The following is a 14,462-nucleotide window of genomic DNA, read 5'->3' as shown; positions in this document are numbered from 1 at the left end:
ATCTCCAATGATCTTCCGCGCTTACCGGGATCCTGTTTTTACTTTACTTTTCACCTTGTACCTTACATACAAGAACGATGCAAATCCCCGGCGCCCCGGGGCGCAGCGAAATATTGAGGAGGTCTCGCATGGACATGGTGACCCCCGCCGGACGGCCCGACCAGCTGCTCGGCGCGTTGCGCGACAGGCTCGGCGCGGCTGCGGTGCTGACCGGCAGCGAGGTGCCCGCCCGCAATTGCAACGACTGGAGCGCGAGCCTGCCGCAAGCGCCGCTCGCGGTGATCCGGCCGCTCGATGCGAAAGGCGTGGCCGATGCGATTGCGACCTGCCGGCAGGCGCGGCTTCCCTTCGTGCCGCAGGGCGGACTGACCGGGCTGTGCCGCGGCGCCGCGCCCGAAGCCGGCTGGGTGGCGATCTCGCTGGAGCGCATGACCGGCATCGAGGAGATCGATCGCGCCTCCGCGACGATGACGGTGAAGGCGGGCACGCCGCTGGAGACGATCCAGAAGGCTGCCGACGAAGCCGGCTTCCTCTTTCCGCTCGACCTCGGCTCGCGCGGCTCCTGCGCCATCGGCGGCAATCTCTCGACCAATGCCGGCGGCAACCGCGTGATCCGCTACGGCATGACGCGCGAGCTGGTGCTTGGCCTGGAGGTCGTGCTGCCCGACGGCACCATCATCACCAGCCTCAACAAGCTGATGAAGAACAATGCCGGCTACGACCTGAAGCATCTGTTCATCGGCTCGGAAGGCACGCTCGGCATCATCACCCGCGTGGTGCTCAGGCTGTTTCCGAAGCCGCGCTCGACGATGGCGGCGCTCTGTGCACTGAAGGACTATGCCGCGGTGGTCGCGCTGCTGGATGCGGCGCGCAGCGGACTCGGCCCGCTGCTGTCGGCGTTCGAGGTGATGTGGCCGGATTATTGGGACGTGATCACGAATCGCGCCGGGGTAAAGCCGCCGGTCGCGCCAGGTCACGGCCTTTACGTGCTGGTGGAGGCGCAGGGCACCGATGAGAGCCTGGACGCACCGCGTTTCCAGAACTGGCTCGAAGAGCTGATGGAACGTGGGCTGCTCGCCGACGCCGCCGTGGCGCAGTCGCTGGCGCAGACGCAGGCCTTCTGGCGCGTGCGCGACATCTGCGCCGAGTTCGGCCAGGTGCTGGGGCCGCACATCTCCTACGACATCGGCCTTGCGGTGGCGCGGATGGACGAGTTCGTCACGCGCTGCAAGGCCGCACTCGCTTCCGGCATCAAGGGCTGCGAGAGCGTCTATTACGGCCATATCGGCGACGGCAATCTGCATCTCGTCTCCTGGGTCGCCGGCCTCTCGGTCGCGCAGCAGCCGAAGGACGCGATGGACGCCATCATCTACGGTCTCGTCCGCGAGATGGGCGGCAGCGTCTCCGCCGAGCACGGCATCGGTACGCTGAAGAAGCAGTGGCTGGGCCATGCCAGGAGCGATGCCGAGATCGCGCTGATGCGGACGCTGAAGGCTGCGCTCGATCCCGAACAATTGCTCAATCCCGGCAAGGTGATCTGAGCGCGCCATGCGATCACTCAAGCTCGATACGCCGAAATCGCTGTCGCAGCGCGTGATGCTGCGGCTGCGCCAGGCGATCATCGACGGCGAGTTCGCGCTGGGCGCAGCCATCTCCGAGGAGATGGTGGCCAATTCCTTCGGCGTCAGCCGCACGCCGGTGCGCGAGGCCATGGGCCAGTTGCAGGCGCAAGGCCTGGTGGTGATCCGGCCACAGGTCGGCAGCTTCGTGTTCACGCCGAGCGCCGAGGACATCAATGCGCTCTGCACCTTCCGCATCGCGCTGGAGCCCAGGGCGGCCGAGCTCGCCTTCCGCCACGATCGCGACGGTGCGATTGCGGCCATGAGCGCGGCGATCGCGGCGATGGAGCCGGCGGTCGCGGCGAAGGACAATATCGCCTATGGCCGCGCCGACGCCGCCTTTCACGAAGCCTTGTTCGCCCATTGCGGCAACCGCTACCTCGCCGAATCCTATCAGCTCGTCTCCGGCCGCGTCGCCGCGCTCCGCACCAATCTGACCTCGCCGATCGACGTGCGTACCCGCACGTCCTTCGACGAGCATCGCAAGCTGCTCGATTTCTTCACACGCGGCGAGTTCGCCGCCTTCGACGGCCTGATGACGACGCACATCACCAATTCGGGAATCGTCTACGCAAAAGCGCTTAAAGTGGATTGAGCGCGTCTACCGCCCTTCCTTCGCTTCCGGCCTGTCCAGAAAATCCAGCGCGGTGTTGATCTGCTCGAGCTGGTGCTCGATTCTATCGCGGTCCTCGACCGATGGCGCCTTCTCCAGCTGTTCCACGAGCTTCTGCTTCCGCAACAGCAAGTTCTCTATGACCGTGCTCACAACTCCCCCATCGCCAGAGGCGACGTCAGCGGACGCCAGAATGATCCAGACGCGCCCAACCCGGGCCCGCGCCGAACCCTCAACAGAATGTTCGCGGGCGCGGTTGGTTCCTATGGCCGAGATTCGATCGGCGCCGTTACGAGGATGGAACCTCCGGTCACCACATCGCGACGCCAGAACCATGGATCACGGTCCCCGCACGGCATCACAATCGGCGGTGGCGGCACACCGATCGGTTGAATTCGCCCGCCCGGAGTCCTATGCGTAGGCGCCATGGACACTCAGATGATCACCGCCGAAAAGCCGCTGATGGCCCGGGCGCAACCGCGCAAGCCGGCGCCGTTCCTGCCGATGAGCCGCGCCGAGATGGATGCGCTCGGCTGGGACGCCTGCGACATCGTGCTGGTGACCGGGGACGCCTATGTCGACCATCCGAGCTTCGGCATGGCGATCATCGGCCGGCTGCTGGAGGCGCAAGGCTTCCGGGTCGGCATCATCGCCCAGCCGGACTGGCACTCGGCCGAACCGTTCAAGGCGCTCGGCAAGCCAAAGGTGTTCTTCGGCGTCACCGGCGGCAACATGGACTCCATGGTGAACCGCTACACCGCGGACCGCCGCATCCGCAGCGACGACGCCTATACGGCCGGCGGCGAAGGCGGCAGGCGGCCGGACCGCTGCACCATCGTTTACGCCCAGCGCTGCCGCGAGGCGTTCAAGGACGTTTCGATCGTGCTCGGCGGCATCGAGGCGTCGCTGCGCCGGATCGCGCATTACGACTACTGGTCCGACAAGGTGCGCCGCTCGGTGCTGGCCGACGCCAAGGCCGATCTCCTGCTCTACGGCAATGCCGAGCGCGCCGTGGTCGAAGTCGCACAGCGGCTCGCCACCGGCGAAGCACCACGCGAGCTCGACGACATCAGGGGCGTCGCGCTGTTCCGCAAGGTCCCTGCTGACTACACGGAGCTGCACGCCGACGATCTCGATTCCGCCGACGAAGGCGCATCGCGTCAACGCGGGCCGACCGTGATCCGCCTGCCGGCGCTGGAGCAGGTCGAGCAGGACCGCGAGGCCTATGCGCGCGCCTCGCGCGTGCTGCACCGGGAGAGCAATCCCGGCAATGCGCGGCCGCTAGTGCAGCGCCATGGCGACCGCGATCTCTGGCTCAACCCGCCGCCGATCCCGCTCACCACCGAGGAGATGGATGCGGTCTACGATCTGCCTTACGCGCGCGCCCCGCATCCGTCCTATGGCGATGCGCGAATCCCCGCCTGGGAGATGATCAGGTTCTCGGTGACGATCATGCGCGGCTGTTTCGGCGGCTGCACCTTCTGCTCGATCACCGAGCACGAGGGCCGCATCATCCAGAACCGCTCGGAGGGCTCGATCCTGCGCGAGATCGAGCAGATCCGCGACCGGACGCCCGGCTTCACCGGCGTCATCTCCGACATCGGCGGCCCCACCGCCAACATGTACCGGATGGCCTGTAAGGACCCGAAGGTCGAGGCCGCGTGCCGGCGGCCGTCCTGCGTCTTCCCCGAGATCTGCCCCAACCTCAACACCTCGCATGACGACCTGATCCGGCTCTATCGCAAGGTGCGCGAGACCAAGGGCATCAAGAAGGTGATGGTCGCCTCCGGCGTGCGCTACGACCTCGCGGTCGAAAGCCCGGAATACATCAAGGAGCTCGTCACGCATCATGTCGGCGGCTATCTGAAGATCGCGCCAGAGCATACCGAGCGCGGCCCGCTCGACAAGATGATGAAGCCGGGCATCGGCGCTTACAACAAGTTCAAGCGGATGTTCGACGAAGCGGCCGAGCAGGCCGGCAAGAAATATTACCTGATCCCCTATTTCATCGCGGCGCATCCGGGCACGACCGACGAGGACATGATGAACCTCGCGCTGTGGCTGAAGAAGAACCGCTACCGCGCCGACCAGGTGCAGACCTTCCTGCCCTCGCCGATGGCGACCGCAACCGCGATGTACCACACCGGCGTCAATCCGTTGCGCGGCGTGCGCCACGGCGGCAGCGACAAGGTCGAGGCGATCAAGGGCCTGCGCCAGCGCCGCCTGCACAAGGCCTTCCTGCGCTATCACGACCCCGACAACTGGCCGGTGCTGCGCGAGGCCTTGATCGAGATGGGCCGCCGCGACCTGATCGGCTCGCAGCCGCACCAGCTCGTCCCCGCGCACCAGCCGCCCGGCACCGGCAAGGCCGCCGGCACGCGGCGACCGGTCCGTCCCGGCGGCAAGACGCAGCGGTTCACGACCAAGGGCCTGCGGGTGATGAAGTAGCGCGCGAGAGCCGGGTTTGGCCCGGTTCGGCGGCGCTTTCGCACCTTCCAAAACAAAAGTTCGAAAACAACCCCATGCACAGTAGCCGGGGGCAGCAAGATCAACGGCTTGCGGGCGCGATGAGATCGGCGCGGTCGCCGAGCGCAAATCGAGGCAGGATCTCCCCCGGGAAACGGTCAATTTCCGTTTTTACGAAATTTGCTTGATCGTCGGGCAAAACAGGCGTATGATGCCACCATCGCGGAACGTGGGCGATCGAGGGCTAACCGCACCTGGTCGTCGCCACGCCCTGCCCGATCGAGCGCGATCTCGTCGAACGACCGTTACGCATTGCTGATTTTACGAATACACTGCGCCGTCGGGCAAATCAGGAGCAGAATGGCAGCATCGGAAGGACCGGGTCAGGACGCCCCTTCCGTTGCTCAGTGCCAGCGTCGTCGAGATCACGACCGCGTCACGCGCGCAATCCGCTCCGCGGATCGACGCACTGCAGGGGATGGCGCTCCTGATCGCATGATCACCTTGCAGTCCAGCAAAAGCCTGCGATACCCGCTGCTGGCTTTGCCCTAGCTGCACGGCGCTTAAGGTGCTCGCCGCTGGTGACCCATCTACGAAGTTGTGTGGGGTCTGGCGGAGGTCCGCTCATCGCGGCAGAGCGGATCAGATTTGCTAAACCTTAGTTCTTCGGATTTTGACCCTTAACAGACCAACGGAAACTCCAAGCTTCCCCGCCGGAACCATCCATGAATTCTTCACGAGATGTCACCCACTTCGCTATCTCAGAAAGCGCTGGACAGAGCCCCTGATTCCAATCAGTCAGGCCATGTTCGCTTGGCGGCCGACCGGGTTTGGTGCCCTCGCGAGTTGATCCTTATCAATAATCCCGCTGCGATTTGAGAGTATGATGTTTTTTTGGCGTGTAATTCGAATTGCGAGGAGCTCGCCATGTTTAAGTTTAAGCGCGTTCCATTTACCCTTGGGGATCTAACCGACCATCAACGGGGCACTGATGACATCCTCGCAGGTGATCCAAACAGAACTATTTTGATCGGAGATGCTGGCGGCAGCATGTTCGATTTTTCCAGGGGCGGCAACGACACCTTTACGGGGCCCGCGTTTACGGAGGACGCCCCCATTCACTACACTTTCTACGGTGACGCGGCCGGCAGCATGTTCGACTTTTCCAGGGGCGGCGACGATACCTTCACGTTCGCCTCCCTGAGCAACACCGCTTACGGTGACGTGGGCGGCGATATGTTCGGTCACAGTAGGGGCGGCAACGACATTTTCAGCGGAGCTAACACCGCTACCAATACTTTCTACGGTGATGCGGGCGGCAACATGTCCGGCCATGCTCAGGGCGGCAACGACACCTTCACGGGCGGCAGTGGAGGCCCCCCCAACACTTTCTATGGCGATGCGGGCGGCGACATGTCCGGCCATGCTCGGGGCGGCAACGACACCTTCACGGGCGGCTCCTTCTCCTTCTCCCCCTCCAATATTTTCTACGGTGATGCGGGAGGCAACATGTCCGGCCGTGCTCAGGGCGGCAACGACACTTTCACGGGCGGCTCCTTCACCTTCAACATTTTCTATGGCGACGCGGGCGGCGACATGACCGGCCACGCTCAGGGCGGCGACGATATCTTTACGGGCAGCTTCCTTCCTGCCCCCGCCTCCAACACTTTCTATGGTGATGCGGGCGGCGACATTTCCGACCGTGCCCAGGGCGGCGACGATGCCTTCACGGGCTCCAGCGAGGCTACCAACACTTTCTATGGCGATGCGGGCGGTAACATGTCCGGCCATGCCCAGGGCGGCAACGACACCTTCGAGGGCGGCGTTTTCACCTCTCACACTTTCTATGGTGATGCGGGCGGCAACATGTCCGGTCATGCTCAGGGCGGCAACGACATTTTCAGCGGAGGTAACGACGCCACCAACACTTTCTACGGTGATGCGGGCGGCAAAATGTCCGGTCATGCTCAGGGCGGCAACGACACCTTCACGGGCGGCAACAGCTCCGGCACAGGCTCGAGGAGCAACATTCTTTTCGGTGACGCACAATCCATGTCTGGGTCCGCCAAGGGCGGCAACGACATCTTCACGGGCGGCAGCAACTCCGGCATCGGCTCGACGAGCAACATTCTTTTCGGTGACGCACAATCCCTGTCCGGCTCCGCCAGGGGCGGCGACGATACCTTGTCCGCCGGAGCCGCAGCGCCGGGCGGGACGGTCAGCAACGTCATGTGGGGCGACGGGTTATTGCTTGGCGGCGCTCGTGGCGGCAAAGATCTGTTCGTGTTCAAGGACGAGGGCCCGATGACAGTCGGGACCCAGAACACCATCGAAGACTTTAGCCAAAGCCAACATGATCAGATTGAGTTCAGCAATGTGGCAGGCGTGCAGTCATTCAACGATCTTGTCATCGCCCAATCGGGAACTGACACCCTCATAACCGCAGGAGCGGATCAAGTGAATCTCCACAACTTCGGAGGTTCGCTCACAGCAAACGACTTCTTGTTCACCTGAAAACGAGATGCGTTTCATGAACGGTTAGCGGAACCTTGAGGTGACTTCGGCTCAAGTCTGCTAGTGGGCCCGTAGCTGACCTTTACGGCGATGCCGGCTCAGGGCCGCTTTTGACCCACAAGAGACATTTGGCGAGAGAGAAAAAAGCCGAGGAGTGTCAATCCAGAATTGGTTAGAGCGGCGCATTCACCGTTCGACTGCAAAGATGCGCCAATCTCCCGGGATACCCTTGAGCGAATGATTGCCGCGATCACCAAAACGCAAGCCGGAACCCGCCACTAGGTCCCTGACCGTGCTCGATACCAACACCTCGCTCGCGCCGGCGAGCGCCGCCACGCGCGCTCCGATGTGAACGGCAATGCCGCCGATATCATTGCCGATCACTTCGCACTCGCCGGTGTGAAGCCCGGCACGGACTTCAATGCCCAACGGCCTGATTTCTTCGGCGATGGCGCAAGCGCAGCGCACGGCGCGTGCGGGACCGTCGAAAGTAGCGAGAACGCCATCGCCGATCGTCTTGATTTCGTGGCCGCGGAAACGTGAAAGGGTGCGCCGTATCGCAGTGTGATGAATCTCTAGGAGGTCGCGCCAGCGATGGTCTCCGAGTGCGGCGGCTTTCTCGGTCGAGCCGACGATGTCGGTGAAGAGCACCGTGGCAAGCACGCGGTCGACCGCAACGGGCGGACGCGAGCCGGTCAGGAACTCCTCTATCGCATCGGCGATATCGCCGGCATTGTCGCCGACGAAGGGAAGGTGGTCGACCCCAGGGAATTCAAGATGGCGCGAGCCTGGAATTTGCTTGGCGAGAAACCGGCCGCCCTCGACGCTGACGACCCTGTCTTCCGTCCGGTTGATGACGAGGGTCGGGACCCGGATCGTCGGGATGATGTCGCTTATGTCAATCAGATGGTTCATGCGCGCGTACGCGGCAACGCCAGCGGGGCTATTGGATACCCGCTCGTTCTTGCCCCACCAGCGTTTGAACGCCGAGTCGGTCATGCGGGAGGGCGCATACATTGCCACGCTGCCGCCGCTGCCCCAGTCGCGCTCGATATAGTCGAGAGCTTGCTCCAGCGTCGACTGAGCAAATCTCGATGCCGGATAGGCGTTGCAGAGCACCAGCGCGCGGCAGCGACTGGGATAGGTCGCGGCGAACAGCGCCGACATCGTGCCGCCTTCAGAAATGCCGAGAAGCGCCGCCTGTTCTATGCCGGTGGCGTCCATGACCGCCCGCAGGTCGTCCATTCGCTGGTCTAGGCCCAGGGAATCAGCGACCCGATCCGACAAGCCCGTACCGCGCTTGTCGAACATCACCACCCGGGCGTAACTCGCCAAGCGCAGCAGCCAACGGCTCACCTCCGGTTCGTCCCACCAGTGCTCGACGTTAGTAAAGGCCGGTGGAGCGAAGACAACGTTGAGCGCGCCCTCGCCGAACACCTGATAGGCGATGTGAACGTCGCCGCTCTTGGCGTATCGGGTGTCTGGCTGCATTGACGACCCCCCACGCTTGCCGGGACTTTCTGGCCGACCGGAATTATAGCAGCAGCTTAGATTGTCGGGAACGGCTCAATGTCCCCTGTTGGCCCATCAGCGAAGTAGCGGCGCAGCCCATTGAGGTCCGCTCAGTGAGGCATTGCGAACCAGATTTGCTCAGGTTGAGTTCTTCGCATCTTGACCCTTAGCGGAAATTAATGTTGTGCAGTCAAGATGCTGGACATGCACCCCGAATGGCTTCGTCAGCTTCCCTATTTGGTCCACACCAACAGAGAACTCGGCCTCATGCTGAGGGGTGCAAAGCCCCTTGCTTACTTTATGGACATCGTCGGTCGTGAGCCAGACGTCTGCGTTCGGTATTGGCGGATGTTCGATAGGCATGTTGATCTAGGTCGCCTGATAAGGCGCGAAGTAATTGAACCGTGCCCTGACCTGCCGCAGCTCGAATATCGGATGCTGTTCTACAGCTTGCCGGGCCACGAGTGGCGGGTTGATGCCATGCTTGCACTCCTGAAGGAACCTGAAGCCTGGTCCGATGGCCGCGAACGGCGCTTCGGCGAACTACTTGGCTACGAGGATTGGCAAATCGACTATTGGCTGACGCACCGTCGCCTGCGAACGGATGCTCAGTCCGTTATTGGCCCTTGACTGTCGCCAGCCCGAAGCGCCGCAACGTCCGCTTTCCGTAGATGACCTGAACAGAGCATGTGAGCGGGACAAGGCGGCCTTTGACCTATGACCGACCCCATGAGCGTCTTCCGCCAGGAGCCCGCACGCGCCCCAAAGGGGACACATCGGGTTGCGAGGCAAAAAGCTCTCGTTCACCACATTTAAACCTTAAGATTCTACGAAGAGTACTCACCCCACAGGCCGCAGGACCATGCGAACAGCCTTCGTACAGAAGCCATCCGTGGACTTCGGGCAATGAAGGCCTGGCAGACCAGCTGCATCGTGGTTGTTCTCGCATCCGTGGGACTCTTTCTGACCGCCGCCAAAAGACCGGCCGCGACTATGCCGGATCTCATGTCGGAAGCGACAGCGAGCATACCGGCTGCGGCGCGCATGGCGGCTCCTGCGAACCTGGTGACGCCGGCCGCGTACGCAGACGCATCCGCCAGACTCGCGGCAGCTCTTCGGGCGGAAAGAGCAGAGCTCGGCGCGGCGACGTCGGCCGGTTCCGGGCCGCTACGTACCGAAGCCGAGATTGTCGATGAACCCGCCGCGCCGAAATTGGCGTCGTTGGGACAGGATGTCGTCCACTCGCTGCCGCCGGAACGCGATGCGACCAACGGTGCTCCGAAAGCGGCGTCGACGCAGGATTTCCGTCATCTGGTCTACTACGTCTGGTCCGAATTGCCGCCCGCCGAGAAACCGGCGGAGATCGTCTTGCGTGCGTTCAAGGACATTCCGCTGGGGACGCCGACTGAGGAGATCAAGCGCGCTGCCGACGCGTTTGGTCTCGATTTCAATTTCATGATGGCGGTTGCCAAGATCGAATCCGGTTTCAACCCCAATCAACGCACCGGCTCGTATATCGGGCTGTTTCAGCTGAGCCATTACGAGTTCGGGAAGTTCGGCTTCGGCGAGATTCGCAGTCCGCGGGATAACGCCGTTGCGGCCGCCTACAAGGTCATCACCGAAGGCGTCCTGTTCCAATGGATCACGCACCGCAAGCCTGATATGAGCGACCTCTACCTGATCCATCAGCAGGGCTGGGAAGGCGCCGCCGAGCACATCAGCAAGCCCGCGCGCCTCGCATGGAAATCAATGTGCGCCACCAGCGAAGGCAGGGAGAAGGGTGAGAGGTGGTGCAAGCGCGCGATTTGGGGCAATGCACTTCCAGCCTTCAAGCGCACCTGGAAATCGGTCGACAACGTGACGTCAGAGGCGTTCGTCGGCATGTGGCGCGGCCGGGTCGCCGAATTCTACACGAAATATGTGGCGACTGCCGCTGCGGCGGCAAACCCATGATTCCGTCCTCGGCAGCGCCACGCCTGCTTTGCCTTTGGCTCGTAGATCGGTAGAGCGCCAGCGAACCCATCAACCCTCCGCCTGTGGCGAGGCATGATGGGTTTCGCCATCGCGGGGCCGCTCGCCCGCCTACAGCGCCAGCACCACCTCTCCCGACACGGCATCCGTGACGCCACGGCCGTTGCCCTGGTCCTCGAGCACGGACCTGAAACTGTCGAGCGTCTTGATCATCGCGGCGCGCGCCGCGACCATCGCCTCCTGGCTGGACCAGGTGCCGATGAGGCAAAAGCTCTGTTCGCCGGTCTTGATGATGACGCCATGCTCCAGGCCCGGCCATCTGGCCTTCCCGTCTCGGTGCGCGTCGAGGAAGGCGGCTTCCGCGCCGGGCTTCACCTTGAACTTCACCACATTGTAAACCTGCATGGTGGGCCTCCTGAAAAAATGGATGGATGAAAATGGGCGCCACGCAAGGTCAGGACGAAAAGTCCACGCGGGTCGCCCCGACGGATTGTCGTCCCCGCGCGCGGCGGCGTCACCGTGACAAATCGGCTGCTCAAACAAAAACGCAAAAACCCCATGGCACAGTAGCCGCCCCTAGCGGGATCAATGGCTTAGCGGGATTGCTGAGACGATTGACCCGTCGGGCAGAAATCCGTTGCTGCGTCGGGCAAAACAGGCGCATGATGGCACCATTGCAAGACGTGGGATGGGACGCGCCCCTCCGCCACTTCGTATCGACATCCTCGAGCGCACACCGCATCTCCCCCGCGCACAATGTTCCTCGCCTGTTCGACCCGCTGCAGGGGATCGCGTTCTGATCGCCGGCTCAGCTGGCAGCCCAGCAACGTCTGCGAGATAACCGCACCAGCCCTTGCCTCGCCCGCACCGCGCTCAAAGTGCTCTCCTATCCCGGTTCGCTATGCTCATGGAAGTCGGGCTTCCAAGGCAGTTTCCCGACCGGTCCCGCGGCACCATCGTCCGATCCGCGAAAGCAGCCATGGTATGACCTGGAGTGACCGCGAGAGCGTTTGATGCAGTGGCGACGACGGGGGCAAGCCGGTCAAGAGCATCGCCGGGAGCCTGCCCCGACCAGGATCAATGCGTTGGCTAAGTTCACTATACCCCCAGCTTGCCAACTGTCTTAGACATTTCGCTTGAGCGAGAGCCCTATCATGGATCGGAGCCCCAAGTGAACGACGTCGAACGAACCATTAGCCCAGACTCTTTGCGAGGAAAGCTGATTCCACGAGCCTCATATCGTCAGCTTCTTGACGGGCGGGAGCTGATATCTAGCTGGCAGACGGTTGACCAATCGATGATCGATACGTTCGCCGATGCAACACATGATCATCAGTTTGTTCACACAGACCGGCAACGCGCCGAGAAGGAGACGCCATTTGGAGGCACGATTGCGCACGGTTTTCTTACGCTATCGCTTCTTTCAACTCTCGCCTTCGATGCGATGCCCGCGGTCGAGGGGACGCGGATAGGTATGAATTACGGGTTCGAGCGGGTCCGCTTCCTCAGCCCGGTTAAGTCTGGAGCTCGGGTGCGAGGAAAGTTTCGACTGATAGCACTGACAGAGCGCGCGGTATCGATCCAATCTGCATGGGATACCATCATTGAGGTTGAAGGCGCGGTCAGACCTGCCATCGAGGCACACTGGATCACCCTGGCGCTGCTCGATCAAAATGAGCCGCAACCTCTTTGATCGTCTGCTTCTGACCCCATAAGAGACATCGGCGGCACGCCTACGCCCCTCCACCGAAGATCTTAGCGGGACGTGGCAGACCGCCGGCGTGATCCGTCGCTGAGGTGTTTGTAAAAAGCTCGTCCCGTGAGTATGAATTCAGACACATTAACGGGGTAGCGAATGACGATTTCAAGTGATGACGAGTTCGACAGGCTCAAGGAGATCGGCCGCATTGTCGCCAACACACTGGCCGCAATGGGAGCGGCCATCGAGCCAGGAATGACGACGGGCGAGCTGGATGAGTTCGGTCGAGGTCTTCTGGAAAGAGCAGGGGCCGCGCCTGCTCCCGAGCTTTGCTACGGCTTTCCGGGTGCGACCTGCATCAGTGTCAATGAAGAGATCGCTCACGGCATTCCGGGGAACCGTCGGATTGCTGCGGGTGACCTGGTCAATATCGACGTTTCCGCACAGAAGAATGGTGTTTTTGCCGACACAGGCGCATCTTTCGCCGTGCCGCCGGTCTCCAAAGCGATCGAGCGGCTTTGCCGTGATGGACGACGAGCTATGTGGACTGGCATCAGGCAGATTGGCGCGAACAAGCCGCTCAGCGACATCGGAAAGGCGATCGGGGCGTTCGCTCACCGAAACCACTATACGCTCGTTCAAAATCTTGCCAGCCACGGCGTCGGGCATTCGCTGCATGAGGAGCCTACGGAGATCGCGACCTGGCCGGTTCAATCCGAGCGGCGGATCATGAATGAAGGCCTCGTCTTCACCGTGGAGCCGTTTCTTTCGCTGGGCGCCGAGTGGGCGGAAGATGGGGGCGAAGCTGGAGATTCGTGGACGCTCTTCAGCAGTCCGAGAGCGCCGACCGTGCAATACGAACACACCGTCGTCGCAACGCGGAACGGACCACTCGTCGTGACTTTACCCGGGTAACTCTCACGTTACGGCAGCTTCTGGCCCCCAGCTGCCTCTCTGTCTCTACGCCCTGACATCGGCTTGCGGGTACAAACGGACCAATGACGATATTGCCGCGACGCCCGCATGTGACCCCAGGAAGACGTTCGCGGCCGGCAGACTGCTCCTCTCGGAAATCGCGAAGTCGAGACGGCGCGTCTGCTATTGGACCATGCCGACGACGGCAACCACGGCTTGGCCGGAAATGACGGACGCATCGCCCATAGCGTCAATAACTCATGTCAGACATTCGCATCGGGATTTGCGCAACAAGGGCAGGCTGGCGGCGCGGCTCTGGCAGGACGGACAGCATGCATCATCGTGTTTGTATTGCATGAAGCAACTCAGGCGTGGACGACTGGGCGGCAGCTCCCGTTCGCGACTCCCGACGCACCGACGAGTGAAATCACGCGCAAGCCGCGAATCTCAATCATCCCTCTCCGCGTCGGCATATCGGCGAAGCGCATTGACGTCATTTACAATGATCGAGCGATAGGTGTGCGTGAGCCAGCCGGCGTCCTTGAACTGCTTCAATGCGGCATTCACCTGCTTGCGTGATGCATTGGCCATGACGCCCAGCTCGCTTTGAGTCAAGGGCAGAGGAACTTCACCAATTCTTATCGTCCGCTGCAGGACGGAAGCGATGCGACGATCCGCCTGGGGCTTCTGCAAGTCATGCACGACCTCGAGCAAAGTTTCGACGCTCATCATCAGGATCTGCGCGATGTGGTGCGACACCGTGGGGTCTTTCGCCGCCATTCGGTCCAGCGCATCGAGCGGCACGTGCAGCAGCGTCGTATCAAGGGCAGCTCTCACCTCTCCTCGTCGCGGCTTCCTCGTTAGAAAGCAAGCCTCTCCCGTCCAGTGGCCAGGTATACCGAGCAGCATCAAGCGCGGTGCGTGATCGAGGGGCGCCAGACTGACGCTAATGGTGCCGGCCACGAGCCCGTAAATTCCGCCGGGCGGATCGCCGACGTGAAACAGCGCCTCTCCCTTCTTCAGTTGAATCAATACCGAATGATCCAGCACGTCCGCCCTAAACTTGCTTGGTACCCGGGTGAGCCAGCCCGACGCGCTTGCGATCTCTTCGGACTCAACCTTAGATATTTTTTGCATCAACGCTCACCCTTTG

General features: G+C 62.2%; 12 protein-coding genes. 8 read left to right on the top strand and 4 right to left on the bottom strand.

What is annotated here, in order from left to right:
- Positions 1-128 precede the first annotated feature (128 nt).
- On the top strand, positions 129-1,541 hold the full coding sequence (locus tag AC1RQP_RS33285; protein WP_492941275.1) for an FAD-binding oxidoreductase: 1,413 nt from the start codon (positions 129-131) through the stop codon (positions 1,539-1,541).
- 7 nt (positions 1,542-1,548) lie between these two features.
- Positions 1,549-2,214, top strand: coding sequence for a GntR family transcriptional regulator (locus AC1RQP_RS33280; RefSeq protein ID WP_492941273.1), 666 nt, complete (start codon positions 1,549-1,551; stop codon positions 2,212-2,214).
- Between the two features lie 6 nt (positions 2,215-2,220).
- On the opposite strand, the gene AC1RQP_RS33275 is transcribed toward AC1RQP_RS33280, so the two are convergent.
- A complete protein-coding gene (locus AC1RQP_RS33275; RefSeq protein ID WP_454643047.1) occupies positions 2,221-2,385 on the bottom strand; it encodes a hypothetical protein in 165 nt (54 codons plus the stop codon).
- Positions 2,386-2,658: 273 nt separating this feature from the next.
- Between AC1RQP_RS33275 and AC1RQP_RS33270 the strand changes: the two genes are divergently transcribed.
- Both AC1RQP_RS33270 and AC1RQP_RS33265 read left to right on the top strand, forming a co-directional pair.
- The gene (locus AC1RQP_RS33270) at positions 2,659-4,680 is read left to right on the top strand and encodes a YgiQ family radical SAM protein (RefSeq protein ID WP_492941271.1); all 2,022 of its coding nucleotides are present in this window, start codon (positions 2,659-2,661) and stop codon (positions 4,678-4,680) included.
- Positions 4,681-5,625: 945 nt separating this feature from the next.
- Positions 5,626-7,212 (top strand): hypothetical protein, encoded by a 1,587-nt coding sequence (locus AC1RQP_RS33265; protein ID WP_492941269.1) that lies wholly within the window; start codon positions 5,626-5,628, stop codon positions 7,210-7,212.
- A gap of 186 nt (positions 7,213-7,398) precedes the next feature.
- Here AC1RQP_RS33265 and AC1RQP_RS33260 read toward each other — a convergent pair whose 3' ends face one another.
- Positions 7,399-8,703, bottom strand: a complete 1,305-nt coding sequence (locus AC1RQP_RS33260) for an adenylate/guanylate cyclase domain-containing protein (RefSeq protein WP_492941267.1) — start codon at positions 8,701-8,703, stop codon at positions 7,399-7,401.
- 216 nt (positions 8,704-8,919) lie between these two features.
- On the opposite strand from AC1RQP_RS33260, the gene AC1RQP_RS33255 reads away from it, so the two are divergent.
- Both AC1RQP_RS33255 and AC1RQP_RS33250 read left to right on the top strand, forming a co-directional pair.
- Positions 8,920-9,354 (top strand): hypothetical protein, encoded by a 435-nt coding sequence (locus AC1RQP_RS33255; RefSeq protein WP_239627763.1) that lies wholly within the window; start codon positions 8,920-8,922, stop codon positions 9,352-9,354.
- 276 nt (positions 9,355-9,630) lie between these two features.
- Positions 9,631-10,677 carry a transglycosylase gene (locus tag AC1RQP_RS33250; RefSeq protein WP_492941265.1) on the top strand — a complete coding sequence of 349 codons (1,047 nt, stop codon included), beginning with the start codon at positions 9,631-9,633 and terminating at the stop codon, positions 10,675-10,677.
- 129 nt (positions 10,678-10,806) lie between these two features.
- On the opposite strand, the gene AC1RQP_RS33245 is transcribed toward AC1RQP_RS33250, so the two are convergent.
- On the bottom strand, positions 10,807-11,100 hold the full coding sequence (locus tag AC1RQP_RS33245) for an antibiotic biosynthesis monooxygenase (RefSeq protein ID WP_239627767.1): 294 nt from the start codon (positions 11,098-11,100) through the stop codon (positions 10,807-10,809).
- Between the two features lie 814 nt (positions 11,101-11,914).
- On the opposite strand from AC1RQP_RS33245, the gene AC1RQP_RS33240 reads away from it, so the two are divergent.
- Together AC1RQP_RS33240 and map are read left to right on the top strand one after the other, a co-directional pair.
- Positions 11,915-12,388 carry a MaoC family dehydratase gene (locus AC1RQP_RS33240; RefSeq protein WP_239629419.1) on the top strand — a complete coding sequence of 158 codons (474 nt, stop codon included), beginning with the start codon at positions 11,915-11,917 and terminating at the stop codon, positions 12,386-12,388.
- A gap of 162 nt (positions 12,389-12,550) precedes the next feature.
- Positions 12,551-13,309: a type I methionyl aminopeptidase gene (gene map / locus AC1RQP_RS33235; RefSeq protein WP_492941263.1), complete on the top strand. Its 759-nt coding sequence runs from the start codon at positions 12,551-12,553 to the stop codon at positions 13,307-13,309.
- 447 nt (positions 13,310-13,756) lie between these two features.
- Here the strand turns inward: map and AC1RQP_RS33230 are convergent, their stop codons facing one another.
- Positions 13,757-14,359, bottom strand: coding sequence for a Crp/Fnr family transcriptional regulator (locus AC1RQP_RS33230; protein ID WP_492941261.1), 603 nt, complete (start codon positions 14,357-14,359; stop codon positions 13,757-13,759).
- Positions 14,360-14,462: the final 103 nt, after the last annotated feature.

The organism is Bradyrhizobium sp. GW821-FHT13H06, from assembly GCF_058803975.1.
This window is presented reverse-complemented; position numbering and strand designations above follow the sequence as displayed.